This is a genomic window from Cellulomonas fimi ATCC 484, assembly GCF_000212695.1.
In the GTDB taxonomy this organism is placed as follows: domain Bacteria; phylum Actinomycetota; class Actinomycetes; order Actinomycetales; family Cellulomonadaceae; genus Cellulomonas; species Cellulomonas fimi.
Map to the genome: position 1 here is coordinate 3,365,233 of NC_015514.1, position 23,429 is coordinate 3,388,661.

At 73.2% G+C, this 23,429-nt stretch carries 20 protein-coding genes and 1 tRNA gene; 2 read left to right on the forward strand and 19 right to left on the reverse strand.

Translation table 11 applies throughout. From position 1 onward, the window contains the following. Positions 1-249 precede the first annotated feature (249 nt). The 11 genes from CELF_RS20045 to CELF_RS15255 form a co-directional block, all read right to left on the reverse strand. Positions 250-708, reverse strand: a complete 459-nt coding sequence (locus tag CELF_RS20045) for an IS3 family transposase (protein WP_157457167.1) — start codon at positions 706-708, stop codon at positions 250-252. A gap of 5 nt (positions 709-713) precedes the next feature. Then, a complete protein-coding gene (locus tag CELF_RS20500) occupies positions 714-1,400 on the reverse strand; it encodes a transposase (RefSeq protein WP_169317639.1) in 687 nt (228 codons plus the stop codon). A 142-nt stretch (positions 1,401-1,542) separates the two neighbouring features. After that, positions 1,543-1,923 carry a hypothetical protein gene (locus tag CELF_RS15215; protein ID WP_013772158.1) on the reverse strand — a complete coding sequence of 127 codons (381 nt, stop codon included), beginning with the start codon at positions 1,921-1,923 and terminating at the stop codon, positions 1,543-1,545. Between the two features lie 3 nt (positions 1,924-1,926). Beyond that, on the reverse strand, positions 1,927-2,994 hold the full coding sequence (locus CELF_RS15220; RefSeq protein ID WP_041553564.1) for a restriction endonuclease fold toxin-2 domain-containing protein: 1,068 nt from the start codon (positions 2,992-2,994) through the stop codon (positions 1,927-1,929). A gap of 323 nt (positions 2,995-3,317) precedes the next feature. After that, positions 3,318-3,391, reverse strand: a tRNA-Leu gene (locus tag CELF_RS15225). A gap of 340 nt (positions 3,392-3,731) precedes the next feature. Beyond that, positions 3,732-5,234, reverse strand: coding sequence for an NAD(P)/FAD-dependent oxidoreductase (locus CELF_RS15230; RefSeq protein ID WP_013772160.1), 1,503 nt, complete (start codon positions 5,232-5,234; stop codon positions 3,732-3,734). Between the two features lie 123 nt (positions 5,235-5,357). Further along, entirely contained in the window at positions 5,358-6,548 is a 1,191-nt protein-coding gene (locus CELF_RS15235; RefSeq protein WP_013772161.1) for a hypothetical protein, read from the reverse strand. Continuing rightward, positions 6,545-6,874: a PadR family transcriptional regulator gene (locus CELF_RS15240; protein WP_013772162.1), complete on the reverse strand. Its 330-nt coding sequence runs from the start codon at positions 6,872-6,874 to the stop codon at positions 6,545-6,547. Before CELF_RS15240 ends, CELF_RS15235 begins: the two co-directional genes overlap by 4 nt. Positions 6,875-7,144: 270 nt before the next feature. Continuing rightward, the gene (locus tag CELF_RS15245) at positions 7,145-8,098 is read right to left on the reverse strand and encodes a Ppx/GppA phosphatase family protein (RefSeq protein WP_013772163.1); all 954 of its coding nucleotides are present in this window, start codon (positions 8,096-8,098) and stop codon (positions 7,145-7,147) included. A 196-nt stretch (positions 8,099-8,294) separates the two neighbouring features. Then, positions 8,295-8,789: a DUF501 domain-containing protein gene (locus CELF_RS15250; protein ID WP_013772164.1), complete on the reverse strand. Its 495-nt coding sequence runs from the start codon at positions 8,787-8,789 to the stop codon at positions 8,295-8,297. Beyond that, a complete protein-coding gene (locus CELF_RS15255; protein WP_212758392.1) occupies positions 8,786-9,205 on the reverse strand; it encodes an FtsB family cell division protein in 420 nt (139 codons plus the stop codon). The genes CELF_RS15250 and CELF_RS15255 overlap by 4 nt, the downstream gene beginning before the upstream one ends. Between CELF_RS15255 and CELF_RS20680 the strand changes: the two genes are divergently transcribed. Beyond that, positions 9,204-9,512: a hypothetical protein gene (locus CELF_RS20680; protein WP_041553565.1), complete on the forward strand. Its 309-nt coding sequence runs from the start codon at positions 9,204-9,206 to the stop codon at positions 9,510-9,512. The two genes, CELF_RS15255 and CELF_RS20680, sit on opposite strands and share 2 nt — an antisense overlap. Positions 9,513-9,600: 88 nt before the next feature. Here the strand turns inward: CELF_RS20680 and CELF_RS19635 are convergent, their stop codons facing one another. The 8 genes from CELF_RS19635 to CELF_RS15300 all read right to left on the reverse strand — a co-directional run bounded on the left by CELF_RS19635 (position 9,601) and on the right by CELF_RS15300 (position 21,400). After that, entirely contained in the window at positions 9,601-10,638 is a 1,038-nt protein-coding gene (locus CELF_RS19635; RefSeq protein ID WP_013772167.1) for an alpha/beta fold hydrolase, read from the reverse strand. 277 nt (positions 10,639-10,915) lie between these two features. Beyond that, a complete protein-coding gene (eno, locus tag CELF_RS15270) occupies positions 10,916-12,199 on the reverse strand; it encodes a phosphopyruvate hydratase (RefSeq protein WP_013772168.1) in 1,284 nt (427 codons plus the stop codon). A gap of 386 nt (positions 12,200-12,585) precedes the next feature. Next, positions 12,586-13,968, reverse strand: coding sequence for a Re/Si-specific NAD(P)(+) transhydrogenase subunit beta (pntB, locus tag CELF_RS15275; protein WP_013772169.1), 1,383 nt, complete (start codon positions 13,966-13,968; stop codon positions 12,586-12,588). Further along, a complete protein-coding gene (locus tag CELF_RS15280) occupies positions 13,968-15,530 on the reverse strand; it encodes a Re/Si-specific NAD(P)(+) transhydrogenase subunit alpha (protein ID WP_013772170.1) in 1,563 nt (520 codons plus the stop codon). Before CELF_RS15280 ends, pntB begins: the two co-directional genes overlap by 1 nt. Before the next feature lie 123 nt (positions 15,531-15,653). Further along, on the reverse strand, positions 15,654-16,298 hold the full coding sequence (locus CELF_RS15285; RefSeq protein ID WP_013772171.1) for a nucleoside triphosphate pyrophosphohydrolase: 645 nt from the start codon (positions 16,296-16,298) through the stop codon (positions 15,654-15,656). 20 nt (positions 16,299-16,318) lie between these two features. Beyond that, a complete protein-coding gene (locus CELF_RS15290) occupies positions 16,319-16,918 on the reverse strand; it encodes a hypothetical protein (protein ID WP_013772172.1) in 600 nt (199 codons plus the stop codon). A 112-nt stretch (positions 16,919-17,030) separates the two neighbouring features. Then, entirely contained in the window at positions 17,031-20,699 is a 3,669-nt protein-coding gene (gene mfd, locus CELF_RS15295) for a transcription-repair coupling factor (protein ID WP_013772173.1), read from the reverse strand. A gap of 248 nt (positions 20,700-20,947) precedes the next feature. Beyond that, entirely contained in the window at positions 20,948-21,400 is a 453-nt protein-coding gene (locus tag CELF_RS15300) for an FAD synthase family protein (protein ID WP_013772174.1), read from the reverse strand. Positions 21,401-21,793: 393 nt separating this feature from the next. Between CELF_RS15300 and CELF_RS15305 the strand changes: the two genes are divergently transcribed. Next, positions 21,794-23,425: a tyrosine-protein kinase domain-containing protein gene (locus tag CELF_RS15305; RefSeq protein WP_013772175.1), complete on the forward strand. Its 1,632-nt coding sequence runs from the start codon at positions 21,794-21,796 to the stop codon at positions 23,423-23,425. Positions 23,426-23,429: the final 4 nt, after the last annotated feature.

A 23,429-nucleotide genomic window follows, 5' to 3' on the forward strand; every position in this document is an offset into this window, starting at 1 on the left:
CCCCCGCAGGCGCAGCCGCGCCCCGCTCCCTGGCACAGGGTGGCACACCAAGCCGCCCGGTGGCCCGCAGACCACCGGGCGGCTGTCGTGTTCCGGCCGCTCTCGCTCGATGTGCGTCCGACCGTGCACGCGACCTTTCGTCCGCGCTGACCGGGGACCTGATCGACATCGAAGCGGCGGTTGAACCTCCCCGGCTTCCGTGGAGGCTCTTGGCCTGTCCCGGGTTCCGTGGAGTCGGATTTCTGGTTCTTAGGCCATGGTGATCGGTTGTCTGTTCTCGAACTCTATGGGTGTCAGCCAGCCGATCGAGGAGTGTCGGCGCTGGCGGTTGTGGAAGATCTCGAGGTACTCAAACATCGCGTTCGCGAGCTCGATCCGGGTCCGCCAGCGACGCCTGCTGAGGAGCTCGACCTGCATCCGCGACCAGAAGCTCTCGATGACAGCGTTGTCGCAACAGTCACCGATCGAGCCCATCGACGGGGTCAGCCCGGAGCCGCGGGCGCGGCGAGTGAACGCCCAGCTGCCGAACTGGACTCCGTGATCCGAATGGATCACGGTGCCCGCCGGCGGGCGGCGCGAGTCGATCGCCATGCCGAGCGCGTTGGTGACCAGCGCCGCCGTCGGTGAGGAGTCGATCGACCAGCCGACCACGCGCCGCGAGCACGCGTCCAGGACGACTGCGCAGTACACCTTTCCCTCCCAGGTCACCGACATCACCGAGCACCCGACCCCACAGCTGATCCAGTCCGTCGCGGCGGAGACTGTCGGTCGACCAGGTCGGCGGAGATCAGGTCCGGATGCGGGCGGTGCCACGTCGGGCGCCCTGCCACGCCCCGCAACCCGTCACGGGCCATCAGCATCTCGACCGTGCCGTGCCAGACCGGGATGTCGCGCCCGAGCACCAGTTCGGCGTGGACTCGACGGGCGCCGTAGATGCCGTTCGATGCGGCGTGGATCTGGCGGATCGCGTCGGTAAGGATCACGTGCCGGATCGAACGCTGGGACGGTGCTCGTCGGCGCCAGGCGTAGAAGCCGGACTCTGAGGTGCGCAGCTCCCGAGTGGCGACCTGCACGGCGTGTCCCTGGGCGGCCATCACCGCGATGGCCTCGTACCGCCTTCTGGGGGGCACCACCTTCCCCAGCAGCTCACTGGCTCGACGATGGATCGCCAGCTCGGCCTCCAGCTCAGCGATCCGCTTGCGCGCGGCCGACAGCTCGGACTTCTCCGCACTGGTCAGTCCAGGGACCAGTCCGCGATCGATCCGATCCTGGCGCCGCCAGGTGTAGATCGACTCGGCGCTGATCTCCAGGTCTCGCGCCACGTCGGCCACGGACCGGCCGGCGTCGAGCAGGTCCAGCACCTTGCGCCGGAACTCCGGCGGGTATCCACGACGTCCCACGAGGCCCTCCTTCAAGGGTCAAGTGGCACAAGAATCCAGGAATCCGACTCCACGGAACGCGGGACACACCAGTGCCTGTCGTACGCATGCATTTTCGTGCTACGAGAGACGGTTTCGTCGCTCGCGGTGGCAGGTGCCTTCCTCACACAAGTTCGCGGCTGACTTCGTCTGCCGTCAATCCGGGGCGTAGAGGCAGAACGTCGTCGGCCCAGTCAAACATGGCGACAGAGCCGTCGCCGGGAAACCCGTCGAGGGTTACCAGCCACTCGACGAACTCGCCGACCATGTCGCTGTCGGCGTAGTCGACGGAAAGGAACGACCGAGACACGGGCACGTCGACGCTCAACCCACGGGTGTCCTCACCGGGGATGATGAAGGTCGCGAGGAGACGCCCGGCAAGTCGCCCGCTGGGCGCCTCGAACACCGCCCGCGGCCACCGCCGCTCGATCCCGGTGCGCATAGCATCGACGTCGAACAGGAACGGGCTCGCGTCGTCGATCACAGCGATCGTCGTGTCGGGCACGGCTCAACCTCCAGGGTGGATGCGGACGTAGCCTGGCACACCAAGGGCACGCATCCGCGCCTCCCAGGCCGATGCAGCTTCGACGTTGTTCGTGACGATTTCAACGACACCTGAGCCACGGAACGCGTCGGCTGCGTCGGCTGCGCACAGAAGCACGACGTCCATCTTCTGGACGACCAGATCCTGCATCTTTACTGACGCGAACGATGCTGGGTTGTTGAACGATGACTTCGAGGCGTCACCCACCCATTTCGCGTCACCGATGGTCCCGCCGTACTCGGTGCTGATGCCGTCGACCGATGCCGGCAGGTCGTGACCCTCGAGGCGCACGAGCTTCTCGCCGGACCCGAAGACCTGCACCTGGTAGTCGGCCGCGGCCCCCCGGACCTTCAGAGCGCCGTCCGCCCGGTCGTCGACGCGCGCTGCTGCGGCCGCTTGCTGTGTGCCCTCGACCGCCTTGAGTATCTCCCCGTCGGCCAGCACGATCGGGTCGCGGTTCAGGAAGGCCCGGAAGTCGATGACACCGGCGTCGGCCGCGAGCCCGCTGGCGCGCGCGACGGCGAAGGACGGCGCGACGCCTTCGGTGAGGAGAACGTTCGCGCCCCGTCCCATGACCGCGCCGCCGAACGCCCACGGGCCGAACGTGAGTGCACCCTCGGCGACGTCTCCAGCGGCGTCCAGCGGTGTGACGGTAGAGAAGTAGCCACGCGTGGCGCTGTTCGGGTCGGTGAGGAAGGTCGCCGCCCCGTGCGCGTGTGCCATCCCGTACGTGGCGGCCCCGGACACCCCGATTGCCACACCGAGACTGCCGCCCGACGCGGCGACTCCTGCGGCGATGACGACGCTGATCAGGATCTGCTCCCAGGGGCTGAGCGAGTCCCACCGGTCGCCCAGGTCGTTCAAGCCTCTCGCGAGAGGCGACGGCCCGTTCGGCAGGAAGTCCGACAGCCTGTTCAGCGTGGCGATCAGCTCGTCCTCGACGTCCTCGACGAGCTGACGGACACGGGCCAGGTCCGCTTCGGCGTCGGCGACCTGCGTCTCCATCTGCTGCATCCGCTCGTGATGGGTCACCCCAGTCGTCGGGCGCTGTGCATCCTCGGCGATCGTCTCTGCCCGCTGCTGCGCCCAGCGCAGCAGCGCTCCTTGCCGACCTCGGTCCTGAGCCAGTTGTCGTACCGACTCTTGGCGTGTGTAGGCAACGCGCCAACTGGTCTCTGGACCGCCACGTAGAAGGTCCATCGACGACGGCTCAACCGCGCGCAGGGGGGCATCCCGGTGCGCTCGGCGCTGAGCATACCGTCGTGGACTCAGGCGTCGAACGCGCGTTTTCGCAGGTCACGGCTCATATGAGTTTCGCCAACCCCAATGCACACGATTCCCCAACCACACTCCGGTGCCCCCGCCGGGGCTCGAACCCGGACTGGGCCGGGTTTAAGCCGGCTGCCTCTGCCGATTGGGCTACGGGGGCGCCGCCGGTCGGCCCGCGGCGGCTCCATCCTGCCAGCGCCTCGCCGCCCGCCGTCGGCGCCACCCACTGTCGGGCGTCGGCGCGCGCGCCGAGCGGGGAACCGGGCCGGAACACCACCGCACGCACCCCTCGACGGCCCGGTCGATCAGGGCGCAGCCGACGACGTCCGGCGCCGGCGCACCCCGCCCCGTGCCTGGACGACGCCCACCGTCGGGCCGGCCGCTCACGCAGGACGGGACCACGGTCCGTCGTGCGCCCGGAGGTGCGGCTCGTCGCGCCCCCAGGAGATGCGACGAGCCCCGGCCGCGCAGGGGCGACCGGGGCTCGTGGTCAGGCAGGGTCAGCTGGCGCTCTTGGTCGCCTGCCCGCTGCCGGACGCGGCCTTCGCGGCGGGCGAGCCGGGCTCGGCCTTCTGCGGGGGCAGCGCGGCGTCGGCCTCGACGGCCCGCGGCTTGGGCGGGACCGACGCGGCGCGGAACTCGGCGCGGGGGTCGTGCAGCGTGCCGAGCGCGACGACCTCGCGGCGCAGCAGGATCGACCCGGTCCAGCCGGCCATGATGCGCAGCTTCCGGTTGATCGTCGGCATCGCGTAGACGTGGTACGTGCGGTGCAGGAACCAGGCGAGGACGCCGCGGACCTTGATCTTGCCGAACATCTGCGCGACGCCCTTGTACATGCCGAGCGACGCGACGGCGCCGATGTTCTTGTGCTTGTACTCGGTCGGCTCGGCGGAGCGGAGCACGCGCGCGAGGTTGTCCCCGAGGTGCTTGCCCTCGCGGACGGCGTGCTGCGCGTTCGGCGGGCAGAACTGGCCGGGGTTGTAGAGGTCCGGCACGGCGGCGCAGTCGCCCGCGGCGTACGCGTCGGCGACGACGGTGCCGTCGGCCTCCGTGATCTGCAGGCGCGGGTTGCACAGGACGCGACCCATCTTGTCGAGGGGCAGGTCCGAGTTCTGCAGGACGGGGTTCGCCTTGACGCCCGCGGTCCAGACGAGCGTCTCGGCGTCGAACTCGACGCCGTTCGACAGGACGACGTGGCCGTCGACGCACGAGTTGAGGAACGTCGAGAGGAAGATCTCGATGTTGCGCTTGCGCAGCTGCTCGAGCGTGTAGCCGCCCAGCTCCTCGCTGACCTCGGGCAGGATGCGCGGCGAGCCCTCGACGAGCACGAACCGGAGCTCGTCCTCCTCGATCTGCTTGTAGTGCCGCACGCTGTACCGGGCCATGTCCTCGACCTCGGCGAGCGCCTCGATGCCGGCGAAGCCGCCGCCCACGAAGACGAACGTGAGCATCCGCTTGCGCAGCTCGGGGTCCCACGTGCTGGAGGCGACGTCGATCCGGTTGAGCACGTGGTTGCGGACCGCGATGGCCTCCTCCACGTTCTTGAACCCGATGCCCTGCTCGGCCAGGCCGGGGATGGGCAGCGTGCGGGCGACCGAGCCGAGGCCGACGACGAGGTGGTCGTACGTGATCCAGTACGCGTCGCCCTCCTCGGGCGTGATCTCCACGGTCCGCTGGGCGTGGTGGATCTGCGTGACCTTGCCCTGGAGCACGTCGATGCCCTTGAGCGCACGCCGGTGGGGAGCGACGACGTTGCGGGCGTCGATCGAACCGGCCGCGGCCTCGGGCAGGAAGGGCGCGTAGGTCATGTAGGGGCGGGGGTCGACGACGACGATCGCCGCCTCCCGCTTGCCGAGCCGCTTGCGCAGACGACGGGCCGTCGTGAGCCCGACGCTGCCGCCGCCGAGCACCACGACGCGCGGCACCTTGCGGGGCTTGCCACTGGGCTTGACCGCACCGGCCGCGGGTGCGGCGTCGACCGGGGTCTCGACAGACTGAGGCATACCTTCACGGTATCGCCGTCGTCCGGCGTGCGCCGTCCCGTGGACGGTGACGCTGCGCACACACCCTGGACGAGGGCTGTGAGCCTGCTCTCAGCGGTGCCCGCGGCGGCGCGGAACTGCTGGTCAGGGCGTTGTCGGTGCCGTACTGGCGGGTGGCGGCGACGTGGGACCGGGGCTCGCGCCGTCCGCGACGACGGTGCCGTCGATCCGCGGCCCGCTCGACCCCTCGGTCGTCTCGGCGGTCGCCGGGCGGACGGCCGGGGCCTTCGCGAACGGCATCGGCGGGAGAGCGGGTTCGACCCCCTCGGGCAGCACCACTCGGCCCTCGTCGTCCCAGCCGAAGGACGACGCGGGCGCCCCGCGCAGCGGGTACACGTTCCACCGCGCGACGCCGTCCTGCGAGGACGCGCCGACGAACTGCCATGGCTCGGTGCTGCCCGGGAACGACCAGGTCCCGTAGCCGTCGTCGAACGTGGTGCGGACCGGGCGGCCGCGGTCGTCGTAGATCTGCACGTCGGTCAGCGGGTTGCCCTCGGCGTCGTACACGAACAGGTTGCTCACCTGCATGCCGTCGACGACGACCCCGTCCGTCATGCGGTCGCGGTAGACGACGCCTGCGGCGGGGTCGATCGCCCCGCGGGCCCACTGGTCGTAGACCTGCTGGTGGCGCGCCAGGTCCTCGTAGACCGACGTCACGGTCGGCAGCAGCGCGAGCACGGCGACGAGGTTCACGCCGACCGTGAGCCAGCGCAGCCGGGGCGCACGCAGCCACAGGCCGCGGCCCCACTGCACGCTCACGACGAGGCACACGAGCAGCAGCACACCGGACGCGGGCGTGCGCGGCACCCACGGCGTCAGGTACCCGGCGTCGAGCCCGGCGACCCGGGCCAGCAGCACGAACACGACCCACGCACGCGCGACCCACCACACGGGTCGCAGCGCGACGCCGAACGACTCGACGGGCGGCCACCAGGCCCTGTCGCGCAGGGTCCGCAGCACGCGTGCCCCGAGGATCCGTGCCGCGCGCACGGGACGCAGGAGCGTGGACCGGAGCCGGCGGCCGGGGGCGTCCCCCTGCGGCGCCCCCAGGCCGGCCGCGACCCGCAGCTCGGTCGCGTACGCCTCGGGGGTGCCGAGCAGGTCGGCGAGCGTGCGGCCCGCGGCGACGCGCCGCTCGTCGCCCAGGGCGTCCTGCAGGTCGAGCTCGAGGTCGTCCGTCAGGTCCTCGACCTGGTCCGCGGCGAGGTCGGCGAGGTGCCGACGGACCGCCGCCGCGTACTGCTCGACGTCCCCGAGCGTGGTCCCGGCGGTCATCGCGTCCCTCCCGTGTCCAGCAGCCGCGACATGGTGTCGGCGAACTCCTGCCAGTCCTTGCGCTGGGCCGCGAGCATCGCCCGGCCCTGGGCGTTGATGCCGTAGTACTTGCGGTGCGGGCCCTCGTCGCTCGGCACGACGTAGGACGTCAGCGCGCCCGACGAGTAGAGCCGGCGCAGCGTCCCGTACACCGAGGCGTCGCCGACCTCCTCGATGCCGGCGGCGCGCAGGCGTCGCACGACGTCGTACCCGTAGCCGTCCTCGTCCGCGACGACGGCGAGCACCGCGACGTCCAGCACGCCCTTGAGCAGCTGGGTCGTGTCCATCGGACCGCCTCCCGTCCCGCGGGGTGCACCGCGTGGTCTGGTGCGGGAGCCTTCCCTCCAGGCTCCCGCGTCGCACACACTAGTGCAGTATGCGCGGTAGCACCAGAACCGCCGCGCCGACGTGCCGGGAGATTCACGACGCGTCGGGAGCCGTCGGTCCGGCGCGCCTGCGGGGCGGCGTCCGACACCGCGAGCACCGTGCCCGCGGCGCTGCCACACCCGCCGCACGCGCGCCCCCGGGCGCGGACCACGCTCAGACGAGGACCACGCTCAGGCGGGGACAGCGCTCCAGGCGATGCCGTCGAGGATGTCGTGCTCCGACGTGACGACGTGCGTGAGCTCCCCGCCCGCGGCCGCGACGTCCGCACGCACGCGCTCGACCACGTCGTGCCACACGAGCGCGCCCGCGCCGATGACGTCGACACGCCCCGGGTGCATGAAACCGAGCTCCGCGCGCTGCGACCGCGACCGCGCGAGCAGGTCGTCGCACGCGTCGAGCACGGTGCCGACGGGCAGCACGCAGCCGTCGATCCGCCGCGGGTCGTACGCCGGCAGTCCCAGCGCGTGCGCGGTCACCGTCGTCACCGAGCCCGCGAGGCCCACGAGGGTCACCGTCTTGCCCAGCGGCACCACCCCCGCCGCGACGTCGAGGGCCGCCGCGACGTCGGCACGCGCACCCGCGACCTCGTCCGCCGTCGGCGGGTCGCCCAGAAGGTGACGCTCGGTCAGGCGCACGCAGCCCACGTCCATCGAGTACGCTGCCTCGGGCGTCGTCGAGCCGAGCACGAGCTCGGTCGAGCCGCCGCCGAGGTCGACCACGAGGAACGGCCCCGGGTGGGTCGCCGCGAGGACGCCCGTCGCGCCGCGGAAGGACAGCGCGGCCTCCTCCTCGCCGCCGACGACCTCCGGCTCGACGCCGAGCCGCGCCCGCACGCCGTCGACGAAGTCCGCGCGGTTCTCGGCGTCGCGCGACGCGGACGTCGCCACGAAGCGGATCGCCTCCACGCCCAGCTCGTCGCACACGTCCGCGTACCGGCGCGCGGCGTCGAGCGTGCGCTCGAGCGCCTCGGGCGCGATCCGGCCCGTCCGGTCGACCCCCTGGCCGAGGCGCACGACCTCCATGCGCCGGTCGAGGTCGACGAGCGTCCCGGCCACCGGGTCGACGTCGGCCACGAGGAGCCGGATGGAGTTGGTCCCGCAGTCGATGGCAGCCACACGCGTCACGACCCCATCCTCCCATCCCCTCCTCCCCCTCCCCCGCCGCCGACCCACGCCGAGATCGCGAGGTCCCGCCCAGCTCGTGAGCAGCGACTCGCGATCCCGACAGCACCTCGCGATCTCGGCGCTGGCGGGTACGGCCGGGGCGGGGGCTGGGGAAGAGCGGGGGCCGGGGCGGCGGCGAGGGCTCGGAGAGGGGGCGTCAGCAGGCGCAGCGGTCGGGGCGCCACTCGTCGCGCAGCAGCTCCAGGACCTCGTCGCCGACCGGGTTGACACCCGGCCCGGCCGCCAGCGCGTGCCCCACGAGGACGTGCAGGCACTTGACGCGCGTCGGCATGCCCCCGGCCGAGATGCCGGCGATCTCCTCGACGTGACCGAGCTCCTCCCGGCCCGCGAGGTACGCCTCGTGCGCGCGGCGGTAGGCGGCGGCGAGCTCCTCGTCCTGCTCCAGGCGGGCGGTCAGCTCCTTCATGAGTCCCGACGCCTCGAGCGTGCTCACCGCGGCCACCGCGGGCGGGCACGTCAGGTAGTACGTCGTCGGGAAGGGGGTGCCGTCGTCCAGGCGAGGCGCGGTCCGCACGACGAGCGGCCGTCCGCACACGCAGCGCGCCGCGATCCCCACGACGCCCCGCGGGGGCCGGCCGAGCTGCTCGGCGAGCACCTGGAGGTCGGCGTCGGTCACGGCGGTGGTGCTCACGGGGTGGGTCCTCCGGTCGGGGTGGGGCTGGTCGGGGCGAGGTCCTCGGCAGGTGCCGTGCCCGCGATCTCGACGGACTCCCACACGGTCGTGTACCAGGGCTGCGTCGCGCCGGTGTCGAGCACCGTCGAGGACGGCCCGGCGTCGACCGCCGGGGTGTCGGGCACGGCCTCGGGGTCGAGGACGCGGAACGCCTTCTCCCCCGGCAGGACGAACGACAGCCGCTCCCGGGCCTGCGCGGCCACGTACGCGGGGTCGTCCCACCGGCCGAGGTCGTCGCGCAGCTCGTCGTTGCGGGCCTTCGCGGCGGCGACCTGCGCGCGCAGCTCGGCGAGCTCCTGCTGCTGCTCGAGGTAGGAGTGCAGCGTCGGCGAGACCAGCACGAACGCGAGCAGCAGGACGAGCGAGAAGACCATGACGCGGACCGTGAACAGGCGCGGGAGCCGCACCTGGACGCGCTCGGCGCGCGGGGTGCCCCGCGGCGGCGTCGACGTGCCCCCCGGGCGGGACGCCGGGCGGGACGCCGCGGGCCGCGACGCGGGGCGGCCCGACGAGGGCGGTCCACCCGCACGCGGCACCGCACCGGAGCGGGGGCCGCTCGCGCGCGCCGGCCGCGCCGCCGACGTGCCGGCCGCCGGTGTGCCGACCGCCGGGGTCGCCGGCGTCGCGCGCGGCGGCGTCGGGCGCCTGCCCGGGCCGCTCGGCGGCACGGGGCGGCGCTGAGAGGGCATGGGGTCGATTCTGCCCCGAACGGCGCACGCGGGGGCGGACCCGACCGGGCGGGCGGGTCGCACGGCCGGGTCCACCCCGCTCAGGAGCCGCACTGCGCGAGGAAGGCCTCCACCTCCTGCGAGATCTGCTCCGCGTGCTCGTGGTGGACGTAGTGCTCGCCGACCAGCGGCACGTCCCGCGCGCACGTCGACCCGTCGAGGTAGTCGGCGGAGGCCTCGTCGCGCCACGTCGGCCGCTCCCCGGCCGGGTCCGCGGTGAAGACGAGCACCGGGACGTCCGGCGCGAAGCGCAGGTCGCGCACCTGCCCGACCGCCTCCTCGAGGTGCGCCGCCTGCCAGATCACGTTGCTGCTGATCGCGGTCCAGCTGCTCACCGTCGACTGCAGCGCGAGGTTCTCGGCGCTGTACCCGTCGGCGCGTGTCGCGCCGCTGAACATCTGCGGGTCGTCCCCGTTGAGCGCCTGCATCACACGCACGCCACCCACGCGCGCGACCAGCTCGAGCACCGTCGGGATCGGGTCCGCGAACGCGTCGGCCTCCCGCTCCGCGGCGGGCAGGTGGTCGTCGGTGCGGGGCATCGTCGGGTCGAGGCCCACGACGGCCGCGGTCTGCTCGGGGTACGCGTCGGCGAACGCCTGCACGTACAGCCCGCCGATCGAGTGCGCCGCCATCACGTACGGCCCCTGCACCCCGGCCGCGGCGAGGGCGTCGTGCACGTCGGACGCGACGTCGGACGGCAGCATCGGGCCGCTCGTCGGGTCGCTCCACCCGTACCCGAACGGCTCGACGACGGCGACGGTCGCCCACGTGGCGAGCGAGCGGGTCAGCGGCTCGAAGTCGAGCACGGGTGCCGCGGTGCCGAGGCCCGGCAGCAGGACGATCGTCGGGCCGCCCGTGCCCGACACGGCGACGTGCATGCGGTGCCCGTCGACGGTCACGAGCTGCCCCGGGGCGGGGTGCGCGTCACGCTCGCGCGCCGTCATGACGGTGTCGGTGACCTTGACCCCCACGAGGGCGACGAGGACGACGACGCCCACCACCGCGAGCACGCGTCGCAGACGGCGCCACCCCCGGCCTCGACGCGACGTGACGGGCCTGCCCAGCTGTTCGACGTTCATGCAGATCAGCCTGCCGAAACGGCCCTGACCTGCGCGTCCGCCCCTGGGACGGCGCCCGTGGCGGGGGTGTCATCCGGCGGGCGCGCGGGCGTGGTCCGTGAGGACGAGCCGGCGCCCGCAGCGTCCGCCCGGCGTCGGACGGCCTGCCGCGGCGGCGCACGCCCGGGACCTCGACGGCGCCGGGAGGCCCCGCGCGCGCACCTCGCCCGGGGGACGCCGGAGGCCGGCCACCCCGAGGGGTGACCGGCCTCCGGTCGTCGAGCGGGACCCGGTCGGGTCAGCCCTGGCGGAACCGCGGGAAGGCGGAGCGCCCGGCGTAGCGACCGGCGTCGTCCAGCTCCTCCTCGATGCGCAGGAGCTGGTTGTACTTGTTGATGCGCTCGCCACGGGCGGGGGCACCGGTCTTGATCTGGCCGGCGTTCGTCGCGACGGACAGGTCGGCGATGGTGGTGTCCTCGGTCTCGCCGGAGCGGTGCGAGGTCATCGTCGTGAAGCCGTTGCGCTGCGCGAGCGTGACGGCGTCGAGCGTCTCGGTCAGGGTGCCGATCTGGTTGAGCTTGACCAGCAGCGAGTTCGCGGCCTTGGTCTCGATGCCCTTGGCCAGGCGCTCCGGGTTGGTGACGAACAGGTCGTCGCCGACGATCTGCACGCGGTCGCCGACCGTGGCGACGAGCTGCGACCACGAGCCCCACTCGTCCTCGGACAGCGGGTCCTCGATGGAGACCAGCGGGTAGTCCGCGATGAGCTGCTCGTAGTACGAGATCATGAACTCGGGCGTCTGCGCCTTGCCCTCGAACTGGTAGGCGCCGTCCTTGAAGAACTCGGTCGACGCCACGTCGAGCGCGAGGCCGAGGTCCGTGCCGGGCGTGAAGCCCGCCTTCTCGATCGCCTCGAGGATGAGGTCGAGCGCGGCGCGGTTCGACTCGAGGTTCGGCGCGAAGCCACCCTCGTCGCCGAGACCCGTGGCGAGGCCCTTGCTCTTCAGCACGGACTTCAGGGCGTGGTAGACCTCGGCGCCGGTGCGCAGGGCCTCACGGAACGTCGTGGCGCCGATCGGCGCGACCATGAACTCCTGGATGTCGACGTTGGAGTCGGCGTGCGACCCACCGTTGAGGATGTTCATCATCGGGACGGGCAGGACGTGCGCGTTGGGGCCGCCGATGTAGCGGAACAGCGGCAGGTCGGCCGAGTCGGCCGCGGCCTTCGCGACGGCGAGCGAGACGCCGAGGATCGCGTTGGCGCCGAGCTTGCCCTTGTTCGGCGTGCCGTCGAGGTCGATGAGCGCGGCGTCGACGAGACGCTGCTCGGTGGCCTCGAAGCCGATGAGCTCGGGGGCGATGTCGTCGATGACCGCGTTCACGGCCTCCTCGACACCCTTGCCCAGGTAGCGGGACTTGTCGCCGTCACGGCGCTCGACGGCCTCGAACGCACCGGTCGACGCACCCGAGGGCACGGCAGCGCGGGCGATGGTGCCGTCGTCGAGGGCGACCTCGACCTCCACGGTGGGGTTGCCGCGCGAGTCCAGGATCTCGCGGGCGCCGACGGCCTCGATGCTGGCCATGGGTGCTCCTTCGACGAGCGGGTGGGTTTACGACCTCACCCTAGTGGGGCGCGGACGGGGGCGCGGTGGGACGTCCGACCTTGGACGCACCCGCGCCGCGCGGGTACGGGTCGTCCGGTCCCCCGCGCGGCGCAGCGGTGGTGCTGCCATCTGCGGTCAGCGCACCACGCAGGCCGTGCCCTCGAGGGCCGCCGCGGTCGGCGCGGCGGACGGCGTGCCGCCGGACAGGCCGAAGAACGCCGTCCGCCGCCGCCGTCGACGACCGTCACCTGCCCGACGGACCCGCCGGGCGCCCGTCGGCGCCCGGTCGGCGGCCCGGCCGGGACGCGCCACGGGCGGCACGCGAGGTGGCGTGCCGCCCGTGGCGGTCCGGAGCGAGGGCCGCGTCAGACGGCGTGCACGATCTTCTCGGTCTGCTCCTTGGCGTCGCCGAAGAGCATCGCGGTGTTGTCCCGGAAGAACAGCGGGTTCTGCACGCCCGCGTAGCCGGTGGCCATCGACCGCTTGAACACGACGACCTGCTTCGCGTGCCACACCTCGAGCACGGGCATGCCGGCGATGGGCGAGCCCGGGTCGTCGAGCGCGGCCGGGTTCACGGTGTCGTTCGCGCCGATGACGAGCACGACGTCGGTGTCCCCGAAGTCGTCGTTGATCTCGTCCATCTCGAGCACGATGTCGTACGGCACCTTGGCCTCGGCGAGCAGCACGTTCATGTGGCCCGGCAGGCGCCCGGCGACAGGGTGCACGCCGAACCGCACGTCGACGCCCTTGGCCCGCAGCTTCGTCACGAGCTCCGCGACGGGGTACTGCGCCTTGGCGACGGCCATGCCGTACCCGGGCGTGATGACGACGCGCTTGGCGTCGCGCAGCACGTCGGCCACGTCGGCCGCGGACATCTCGCGGTGCTCGCCGTAGTCCTGGCCGCTCGCGACGACGGTCCCGCCCTCGGCCCCGAACCCGCCGAGGATGACGCTGACGAACGACCGGTTCATCGCGCGGCACATGATGTAGCTGAGGATCGCACCGGAGGAGCCGACGAGAGCGCCGGTCACGATGAGCAGGTCGTTGCTCAGCATGAAGCCCGCCGCGGCCGCGGCCCACCCGGAGTACGAGTTGAGCATCGACACGACGACCGGCATGTCGCCGCCGCCGATGGACGCGACCAGGTGCCAGCCGAGCGCGAGCGCGACGACCGTCATGAGGACGAGCGGCAGGATCGAGGGCGACGCGACGAACCAGGCGCCGATCCCGACGCTCGCGACGAGCGCGAGCAGGTTGAGCGTGTTGCGGCGCGGCAGCATGAGCGGCGCCGACGCGATCTTCGCCGACAGCTTGAGGTACGCGACGATCGAGCCCGTGAACGTCACGGCACCGATGAGCACGCCCAGGTAGACCTCGACGAGGTGCACCGGGTCGGCCGGCTCGGTCAGGTAGGAGTTGAACCCGACGAGCACCGCGGCGAGGCCGACGAAGCTGTGCAGGATCGCGATGAGCTCGGGCATCTGGGTCATCTCGACACGCCGTGCCTGCCAGGTGCCGACGACGAGGCCGACGAGCAGCACGAGCGCGATGAGCAGGGCCGTGACGACGACCTGCCGCTCGCTCGTGTCGAGGCTGAGGGCGACGGTGGCGGCGAGGGCGAGGCCCATGCCGACCATCCCGAACAGGTTCCCGCGGCGTGCCGTCTCCTGCCGGGACAGCCCGGCGAGCGACAGGATGAACAGCACCGCGGCGACGAGGTAGACCGCCTGCGCGACGGACGTGAGCATCAGGCGTCCTTCCGGAACATGCGGATCATGCGGTTGGCGACGAGGAACCCGCCGAAGATGTTGATGCTCGCGACCGCGGCCGCGACGCACGCGAGCGCCGTGACGACCCAGTTGTCGGAGCCGATCTGCAGCAGGGCGCCGACGAGGATGATCCCGGAGATCGCGTTGGTCTGGGCCATGAGCGGCGTGTGCAGCGAGTGGCTCACGTTCGAGATGACGTAGTAGCCGACGAACACGGCCAGGACGAACACCGTGAAGTGCGCGAGGAACGCCGCGGGGGCGAACGAGATCGCGAGCGCGAGCAGCACCGCGGCGAGCGCGAAGGACACGGTGCGACGCTGGCGGCGCCGCTCGGCGAGCGTGTGCGCCGCGGCCTCGGCGGCGGCGATCTCCTCCAGGCTGGGCGCGCTGTCGGCGGGCGGGGGCATCGCGGCGGAGACCGCGACGGGCGGCGGCGGCCAGAGCACGTCGCCGGCCTTCGTGACCGTCATGCCGCGCTGCACCGGGTCGTCGAGGTCGAGCACGAGCTCGCCGTCCTTGCCGGGCGTGAGGAGCTGCAGGAGGTGCACGACGTTGGTGCCGAACAGCTGCGACGTGTGCTGCGGCAGGCGGCCCGCGAGGTCCGTCCAGCCGAGGATCGTCACGCCGTTCTCGGTCACGACGCGCTCCCCGGGGACGGTGAGCTCGCAGTTGCCGCCGCCGGACGCGGCGAGGTCGACGATGACGCTGCCGGGACGCATCCCCGCGACCATGTCGGCGGTGATGGTGCGCGGCGCCGTGCCGCGCACCAGGGCGGTCGTGATGACGATGTCCGCGGCCGCCGTCTCGCGCGCGTACACCGCCGCGGTCGCCGCCTCCTGGTCGTCCGTGAGCGCGGACGCGTAGCCGTCGGAGCTGACCTGCTGCTGCGCCTGCTCGGCGCGGACGAAGGACGCGCCCATCGACTCGATCTGCTCGCCGACCTCGGGCCGCACGTCGAACGCGCGCACCTCGGCACCGAGGCTGTCCGCGGCACCGATCGCCGCGAGGCCCGCGACGCCGGCGCCGATGACGAACACCTTGGCGGGGGGCGTCTTGCCGGCGGCCGTGACCTGCCCGGCGAACATGCCGCCGTACTCCTGCGCCGCCTCGACGACCGCGCGGTAGCCCGCGACGTTCGACAGCGTGGACAGCACGTCCAGGCTCTGCGCGCGCGAGATGCGCGGGACCGCGTCGAGCGAGAGGGCCGTGACCCCGCGGGCTGCGAGCGCGTCGACGAGGTCGGCCCGGCCGCCCGGGTTGAGCATCGCGACGAGCACCGCGTCGGGTCGCAGGGCCGCGACCTGCGCCTCGTCGGGGGCACCCACGGCCGTCACCACGTCCGCGGCCCACGCCTGCGCGGCGTCGCCGAGCGTGGCGCCGGCGGCCTCGTACGCGGCGTCGTCGAACGTCGCGCCGGCCCCGGCACCCCGTTCGACGAGCACGTCGTAGCCGAGGCCCGTGAGCTGGGCAACGGTCCTGGGCGTCGCGGCCACCAGCCGCTCGCCGGGCCGCGTCTCGCGCGGCACCCCGATGGTCGTCACTCGTACCTCCGTCGGTTCGGGCGACCGGTGTGCCGGTCGTCAGGGCAGACTATCTGGGAAAGCGCCTTCCCACGAGTGACCTAGGTCATGGGTCCCCGGAATCTTCCGCCGCACGGAAGGACGTCACACACCCGCGGCGCGCTGCCGGGCCTCCCAGGCCGCGGTCACGCGACGCAGCTCACCCTCGGCGTCGAGCCCGCTCCGGCGCGCCTCCAGCACGAGCGCGAACAGCCGCTCCCCCAGCCCGTCGCCGTCCTCGCGCGGCACGTCCCCGACCGCCCCCGACCGCTCCGCGCGCGCGACGAGCTTCTGCGCACGGGCGAGCGCCCCCAGCCCCCGCGGCACGCCGTCGAACGCCGACGCGCGGTCCTTCTCGGCGCGCTTGAGACGGTCCCACGCGGCGTGCTGCCCCTCCTCGTCGGCCGCCGCCGACGCGTCCGCGAAGACGTGCGGGTGACGCCGCACGAGCTTCGCGACGAGGTCCGCCGCCACGCCCTGCACGTCGAAGGGGTCGTCGGGGTGCTCCTGCGCGAGGCGCGCGTGGAACACGACCTGCAGCAGCACGTCGCCGAGCTCCTCGCGCAGGCCCGCGCGGTCGTCGTCCTCGATCGCCTCCGCGAGCTCCGCGGCCTCCTCGAGCAGGTACGGCACGAGCGAGAGGTGCGTCTGCTGCGCGTCCCAGGGACACCCGCCGGGCGACCGCAGCCGGTCCATGACCGCCACGAGCTCGCTCAGCGCGTCGCCACCGGGCGCCGCCTCACGGTCCACGCCGCCGACCCCCGCGGAGGTCAGGGAGCCGTCGGGCTCGGCGCGGGGAGCACGCCCTCACCGTCCGCGCCGTCCGCCGCCGGCACGACGATCCACGGCCGGGCCGTGGGCGCGACCACCGTGTTGCCGTCGTCGGTCGTGCCGAACCGCGGGTTGACCTCGACGTCGAGCGCCGCGACCCGCTCCAGCGCCTCGCCCAGGACCTCCTGCGCGTCCTCGCGCTCCTGCAGGCGCGTGTACGCGAGCGAGTACCGCGCGACCGCCAGCGAGGCCGGGGAGAACGTGACGTCGGCGTCCGGGTCGCTCTGCGACGCGACGGACTCCAGCAGCTCCTGGGCCTCGGCGTCGGAGACGCCGACCCCGTGCTCGGCCGCCACGTCGACGATCGTCGGCTCGTGCACCAGCACCGTCAGCACGTTGGCGGGCGACACGTCCTGCAGGTACGGCCCGAGCTCCTCGGTCGCCGTGCGGACGTCGGACGTCGGGATCGCCGTGCCGTCCACGACCGCCGCCGCCCCGGGCTGCCCCGCGCACCCGGCCAGCGCGGCCGCCGCGACACCGCCGGCCACCAGCACGCCGAACCGTCGCACGCCCGCACCCGCACGCCTCTGCACCGCCACCTGGGACCTCCTGCGTCGTCGCTCGTCGATCGGCGTCATCGTAGGCGGTCCGGGCGTACGTCCGGCACCTGCCGACCACCGGGCGCGCGCGGCGCGACCCGGGCGCGGACCGTCACCGGCGGGACGTCCCCGCGCCCGCGGCGGCCGACACGTCGCCGAGCACGACCGCGTCGAGGAACTGGCGCGCCCACGTCAGCAGCTCGCGGCCGTGCAGCGGGCGCCCGCCGATGCGCGCCGTCGTCGGGAACGGCACGAGCACCGTGCGCGTCGCGGGCTTGAGGACCGACCCCGGGTACAGCCGCTTGAGCCGCAGCTGCGCCGACTCCGCGAGCTCGACCGGCGCGAAGCGCACGAACCTGCCCTGCGCGGTCACGTCCGACAGGCCCGAGGCGCGGACCTTCTGCCGGAACTCCGCGACCTCGAACAGGTTGTCCACCGCGGCCGGGACGGCGCCGTACCGGTCGGCGAGCTCCGCGCGCACCTCGCCGAGCGCCGCCGCGTCGGCCGCCGACGCGACCTTCTTGTACGCCTCCAGACGCAGGCGCTCGTGCGCGATGTAGTCGTGCGGGATGTGCGCGTCGACCGGCAGCTCGATCGTGACGTCGGGCAGCTCCTCCGGCTGGTCGCCGCGGAAGCTCGCGACGGCCTCGCCGACCATGCGGATGTACAGGTCGAAGCCGACGCCCTCGATGTGCCCGGACTGCTCGCCGCCGAGCAGGTTGCCCGCACCGCGGATCTCCAGGTCCTTCATCGCGACCGCCATGCCCGCGCCGAGGTCGGTGTTCGCGGCGATCGTCTGGAGGCGGTCGTGCGCCGTCTCCGTCAGGGGCTTCTCCGGCGGGTACAGGAAGTACGCGTACGCGCGCTCCCGGCCGCGGCCGACGCGACCCCGCAGCTGGTGCAGCTGGGACAGGCCGAGCAGGTCCGCACGCTCGAGGATGAGGGTGTTCGCGTTGGAGATGTCCAGGCCCGTCTCGACGATCGTCGTGCAGACGAGGACGTCGAACCGCTTCTCCCAGAAGTCGACGATGACGCGCTCGAGCTGGTGCTCGTTCATCTTGCCGTGCGCCACGGCGACGCGGGCCTCGGGCACGAGCTCGGAGATCCGCGACGCGGCCCGCTCGATCGAGTCGACCTTGTTGTGGACGTAGAACACCTGGCCCTCGCGCAGCAGCTCGCGGCGCACCGCGGCGGAGATCTGCTTCTCGTCGTACGCGCCCACGAACGTCAGCACCGGGTGCCGCTCCTCGGGCGGCGTCGCGAGCGTCGACATCTCACGGATGCCCGTCACCGCCATCTCGAGCGTGCGCGGGATCGGCGTCGCGCTCATCGCGAGCACGTCGACGTTGGTGCGCAGCGCCTTGAGCGTCTCCTTGTGCTCGACGCCGAACCGCTGCTCCTCGTCGATGATGACGAGGCCCAGGTCCTTGAACCGGACCTCGCCCGTGATGAGGCGGTGCGTGCCGATGACGATGTCGACCGACCCGTCGGCCAGGCCCGCGACGACCTCCTTCGACTCCTTGTCCGACTGGAACCGCGACAGCGCCTTGACCGTCACGGGGAACGCCGAGTACCGCTCCGAGAACGTGTCGAGGTGCTGCTGCACGAGCAGCGTCGTCGGCACGAGCACCGCGACCTGCTTGCCGTCCTGCACCGCCTTGAACGCCGCGCGGACCGCGATCTCCGTCTTGCCGTACCCGACGTCCCCGCAGACCAGGCGGTCCATCGGGACCGACTTCTCCATGTCGGCCTTGACCTCGTCGATCGTGGCGAGCTGGTCCGGCGTCTCGACGTACGCGAACGCGTCCTCGAGCTCACGCTGCCACGGGGTGTCCGCGCCGAACGCGTGCCCCGGCGTGGCCATCCGTGCGCTGTACAGCCGGATGAGCTCGGCCGCGATCTCCTTGACCGCCCTGCGCGCACGGCCCTTCGTCTTGGCCCAGTCGCCGCCGCCCATCCTGTTGAGCGTCGGCGCCTCTCCGCCCACGTACTTCGTCACCTGGTCGAGCTGGTCGCTCGGCACGAACAGCCGGTCCCCCGGCTGCCCGCGCTTGCTGCTCGCGTACTCGATCACGAGGTACTCGCGCGTCGCCGCGTTCGCGCCCGTGCCGATCGTGCGCTGCACGAGCTCGACGAACCGGCCGACGCCGTGCTGCTCGTGCACGACGAAGTCGCCCGGCCGCAGCTGCAGCGGGTCGACCACGTTGCGCCGCCGGCTCGGCATGCGCCGCATGTCGCGCGTGCTGCTGCCCGCGCGCCCGGTGAGGTCCGCCTCGGAGAACACCGCGAGGTGCAGCGGCTCGGCGACGAACCCGGGCCCGACGGGCGCCGGGACGACGAGCACCACGCCGCCCTCGGGCTCGTCGTCGACGCCCGTGACGAGCCGCGCGGGCACGTCCGAGGCCTTGAGCTGCTCGACCATGCGCTGCGCCGGCCCGTGGCCCTCGGTCGCCAGCAGGAGCCGCCACCCCTGCTGCTGCAGCGCGCGCACGTCGGCCACGGCCCGCGCGACCTCGCCGCGGTACCGCTCGACGTCGCGCGCCGCGACCACGACGGTCCGGCCGTCCGAGGCCAGGTCGTCGACGGCGACCGGCGCGGCGGCGGGAGCGTCTCCCGCGTCCGACCCCGGAGCACCCGCCGCGACCGCCGCGTCCGCGTCGAGCGTGAAGCCGCTCAGGGTCCACCAGCCGAGCCCGCGCACGGCCGCCAGGGCCCGGACCTCCGCGAACGACGCGAACGACGCCGCCGACAGGTCGAGCGGCGTGGCCGCACCCGCCGCGGCGGACGTCCACGCGGCCGCGAGGAACTCCTCGGTGGTCGCGACCAGGTCGTGCGCGCGGCGCCGCACGCGCTCGGGGTCAGCGACGACCAGCAGCGCGTCGTCCGGCACGAGGTCGAGCACCGGCACCATCCGCTCGACGAGCGCCGGCGCGAGCGACTCCATGCCCTCCACGGCGATCCCCTGCGCGAGCTTGTCGAGCATGTCGACCGCACCCGGCAGGCGCTCCGCGAGCGACGCGGCCCGTGCCCGCACCTCGTCGGTCAGCAGGATCTCGCGGCACGGCGGCGCCCACAGCCCGTGCTGCGCGACCTCGAGGCTGCGCTGGTCCGCGACCGAGAACCAACGGATCTCCTCGACGTCCTCGCCCCACAGCTCGACGCGCAGCGGGTGGTCGTCGGTCGGCGGGAACACGTCGAGGATCCCGCCACGCACCGCGAACTCGCCGCGCTTCTCCACCATGTCGACGCGCTGGTACGCGGCGGCGACGAGCCGCTCGGTGAGGTCGTCGAGGTCGACCCGGTCCCCGACCGAGACGGCCACGGGCTCGAGCTCGCCCAGCCCCTCGACGACAGGCTGCAGCAGCGCGCGCACGGGCAGCACGAGCACGCGCACGGGGCCGGTCGGCCCGTCCTGCCCGGGGTGCGCGAGCCGGCGGAACACCGCGAGGCGGCGCGCGACCGTGTCCGACCGCGGCGAGAGCCGCTCGTGCGGGAGCGTCTCCCACGCGGGCAGGACCGCCACGACGTCCTCGGGCAGGTAGCAGCGCAACGCGGCGGCCAGCTCGTCCGCGTCACGGCCGGTCGCGGTCACGACGACGAGCGGGCGGCCCTTGCCGGCCGGGCCCGACGACGCCCGCGCCCCCGCGAGCGCCGCGAGCAGCGGCGGGCGGACGCCGGCCGGGCCGACGACGTCGAGCTCGCCGCGCGCGGGGACGAGCGACACGGCCTCCGCGGCGGCGGGGTCGGCCAGGAGGGCGGGCAGCAGGCCGGTGAGGTCCATGGTTCCTTCGCGTGGCGTCCGGGTGCAGGCGAGGGCAGCCAGCACGAACGCCCCGGATCCAGGCGGATCCGGGGTGCACGACGAGTCTACGAGCCCCCGCCGACACCGCCCGCGGGCGGTCGCGGGGCGTGGCGCACCGCCGGCTCGGGTCGGTGCCGGCCGTCAGTGCCAGCCGTCAGTGCCTGCCGTCGGCGCCTGCCGTCGGTGCCCGCCGTCACCGCCCGCCGGGACGCGGGCCCGGGGAGGGGTCAGCCGACCTCGGACGCGACGAGCTCCTCGGGGCCGTCGATCGCCGCGAGCGCCCGGCGCAGCGCCGTGCTCGACGTGTGCACGGTGTACGGGAAGTAGATGACCTCGACGCCGACCGCAGCGAAGTCGCGCTCGAGCCGGTCGCCCTTGGGGGTCCCGCGCCAGTCGTCGCCCTTGAAGATGACGTCGAAGCCCACGCTGCGCCACGTCTCGACCTTGTCGGGCTGGACCTCGGCGACGACCTCGTCGACGTAGGAGATGTGCCGCAGGATCTCCATGCGCTCCGCGAGCGGGATGATCGGGCGCCGGCCCTTCGTCAGCTCCAGGACCTCGTCCGCGACGACGCCTGCGATCAGGTAGTCGCAGCGCCGCTTGGCGTGCCGCAGGATGTTCAGGTGCCCGACGTGGAACAGGTCGTACGCGCCGGGTGCGTACCCCACGATGCGTGCCATGCCGAACCCTCCTGCCGACGATCAACGGTGTGGCCCGCGCCGTCGGGGACCTGGACGCAGGGCGCACTGCTCGCGTCCCGCCAGTGACCGACTGTAGGGGGAACCGGACCAAGTCGGACATAGCCCCCACCGGACGTCACCCGCCCGAGCCGTTTTTCACCCACCTGTCCAGGTTCGTCGGGCCGATCGGGTGGCGGGGCGGGCGCGCGGCGCCGGACGGCTGCGCCGACCGGGTTAAAACCACCGAGGATTCACATTTCGCCCACACCGCGGCAGCGCCTTCCGGGGCAGGATCGTCGAGAATCGACAGCACCGACGACGGTGGAGGGCAGCTCGGGAGACAGGTTCCCCGGTGTACGTCCCGGGGTTCACGTCCACGAGAGGGGATCACGCATGGAGCCGGCCGAGTACCTCGCCGCACTGCGCAAGCACTGGCTGGTCATCCTGCTGCTGTCCGTCCTCGGGTTCGGGGCCGGCTACGCCTACTCCACGTCGCTCCCGTCGAGCTTCCGCGCCACGTCCAGCGTCTACGTCACGGTCCCGCAGAGCAGCTCCGTGGGTGAGCTCGTGCAGGGCTCCACCTACGCGCAGAACCGCATCGAGAACTACGCGCAGCTCGCGACCAAGCCCTACGTCCTCGACCCGGTGATCGAGCGGCTCGGGCTCGACACGACCGGCCGCTCGCTCGCGAAGTCGGTGAGCGTGTCCGCCCCGCTCAACTCGACGATCCTCGAGATCGCGGCCGTCAGCGGCGACCCGCAGCGCTCCGCCGACATCGCGAACGCGGTCGCCCGCCAGCTCGCGACAGCCGTCGAGGAGCTCGAGGGCGACACGAGCGACGGCGACCCGAACGTGCAGATCACGCTCGTGGGCGAGGCGACGCCCCCGTCGTTCGCGTTCGCCCCCAACACCAAGCTCAACGCGGCGACAGGGCTCGTCCTCGGCGGGATCGCGGGCGTCGTGCTCGCGCTCGCGCGCACGCTCCTCGACACCCGCATCCGCTCCATGCGAGACCTGCGCCGGGTGACCGCCACCCCGGTCCTGTCGTCCGTGCGGTACGACCGCAAGAACCGGCGCGACCCGCTCGTCATCCGCCGCGACCCGTTCGGCGACCAGGCCGAGGCGTTCCGCCGGCTGCGCACCAACCTGCGGTTCCTCACCATCGAGGGCCCGAGCCGGTCGATCGTCGTGACGTCGTCGCTGCCCACCGAGGGCAAGTCGACCGCGGCGATCAACCTCGCGATCGCGATGGCCGAGGGCAACGCCCGGATCCTGCTCGTCGACGCCGACCTGCGCCGGCCGTCCGTGCACCGGTACCTCGGCATCGAGGGCGCCGTGGGCCTGACGACCGTGCTCATCGGGGAGGCCACCGCCGAGGAGGTCATCCAGCCCTGGGGGGACGGGTCGCTCGACGTGCTGCCCGCGGGCCAGATCCCGCCGAACCCGAGCGAGCTGCTCGACTCCCCCGCGATGGCCCGCCTGCTGCAGCGGCTGTCGCTGCGCTACGACGTCATCCTGCTCGACTCCGCGCCGCTGCTGCCCGTGACCGACGCGGCCGTGCTGTCGCGGCTCACCGACGGCGCACTCGTCGTCGTCGGCTGCCGGGCCGTGCACCGCAACCAGCTCGCCGACGCGCTCGCCTCGCTCGAGGCCGTCGACGCGCGCGTGCTCGGTCTGCTGCTCAACCAGGTCTCCGCGAAGGCGTCCGGGTCGATCCTCACGTACGGCTCGACGCCGCAGGCGACGGCCCGCGCGTGGTCCCTGCCGGGACGCCCGAACCGCCGGGGTGCCCGCGCGGACGGCTCGGCCGCACGTCCGGGCGCACCCACGGCACCCGCGCAGCCCCCGGTCGCGCCTGTACCCGCCGCCCGCACGGAGGACGTCCCGCAGCCGCGGCCCGTGGTGCTCGCGTCCGCCGACGAGCGGCTGCTCCCGGGCCGCGAGCTGTCCGGCCTCGACGACCTCGAGCTGCCGGAACCCCGACCGCACGTGCAGGAGCGCGGCGCGCACGCGTCCTGGCTGTGAGCCC

Excerpts from the sequence above, each read along its gene's own strand:
- CELF_RS15230 (WP_013772160.1), bottom strand. The coding sequence starts at position 5,234 with ATGCCTCAGTCTGTCGAGACCCCGGTCGACGCCGCACCCGCGGCCGGT.
- CELF_RS15235 (WP_013772161.1), bottom strand. The coding sequence starts at position 6,548 with ATGACCGCCGGGACCACGCTCGGGGACGTCGAGCAGTACGCGGCGGCG.
- CELF_RS15240 (WP_013772162.1), bottom strand. The coding sequence starts at position 6,874 with ATGGACACGACCCAGCTGCTCAAGGGCGTGCTGGACGTCGCGGTGCTC.
- CELF_RS20680 (WP_041553565.1), top strand. The coding sequence starts at position 9,204 with ATGACGCGGACCGTGAACAGGCGCGGGAGCCGCACCTGGACGCGCTCG.
- CELF_RS15255 (WP_212758392.1), bottom strand. The coding sequence starts at position 9,205 with ATGGTCTTCTCGCTCGTCCTGCTGCTCGCGTTCGTGCTGGTCTCGCCG.
- CELF_RS19635 (WP_013772167.1), bottom strand. The coding sequence starts at position 10,638 with ATGAACGTCGAACAGCTGGGCAGGCCCGTCACGTCGCGTCGAGGCCGG.
- eno (WP_013772168.1), bottom strand. The coding sequence starts at position 12,199 with ATGGCCAGCATCGAGGCCGTCGGCGCCCGCGAGATCCTGGACTCGCGC.
- pntB (WP_013772169.1), bottom strand. The coding sequence starts at position 13,968 with ATGCTCACGTCCGTCGCGCAGGCGGTCTACCTCGTCGCCGCGGTGCTG.
- mfd (WP_013772173.1), bottom strand. The coding sequence starts at position 20,699 with ATGGACCTCACCGGCCTGCTGCCCGCCCTCCTGGCCGACCCCGCCGCC.
- CELF_RS15300 (WP_013772174.1), bottom strand. The coding sequence starts at position 21,400 with ATGGCACGCATCGTGGGGTACGCACCCGGCGCGTACGACCTGTTCCAC.
- CELF_RS15305 (WP_013772175.1), top strand. The coding sequence starts at position 21,794 with ATGGAGCCGGCCGAGTACCTCGCCGCACTGCGCAAGCACTGGCTGGTC.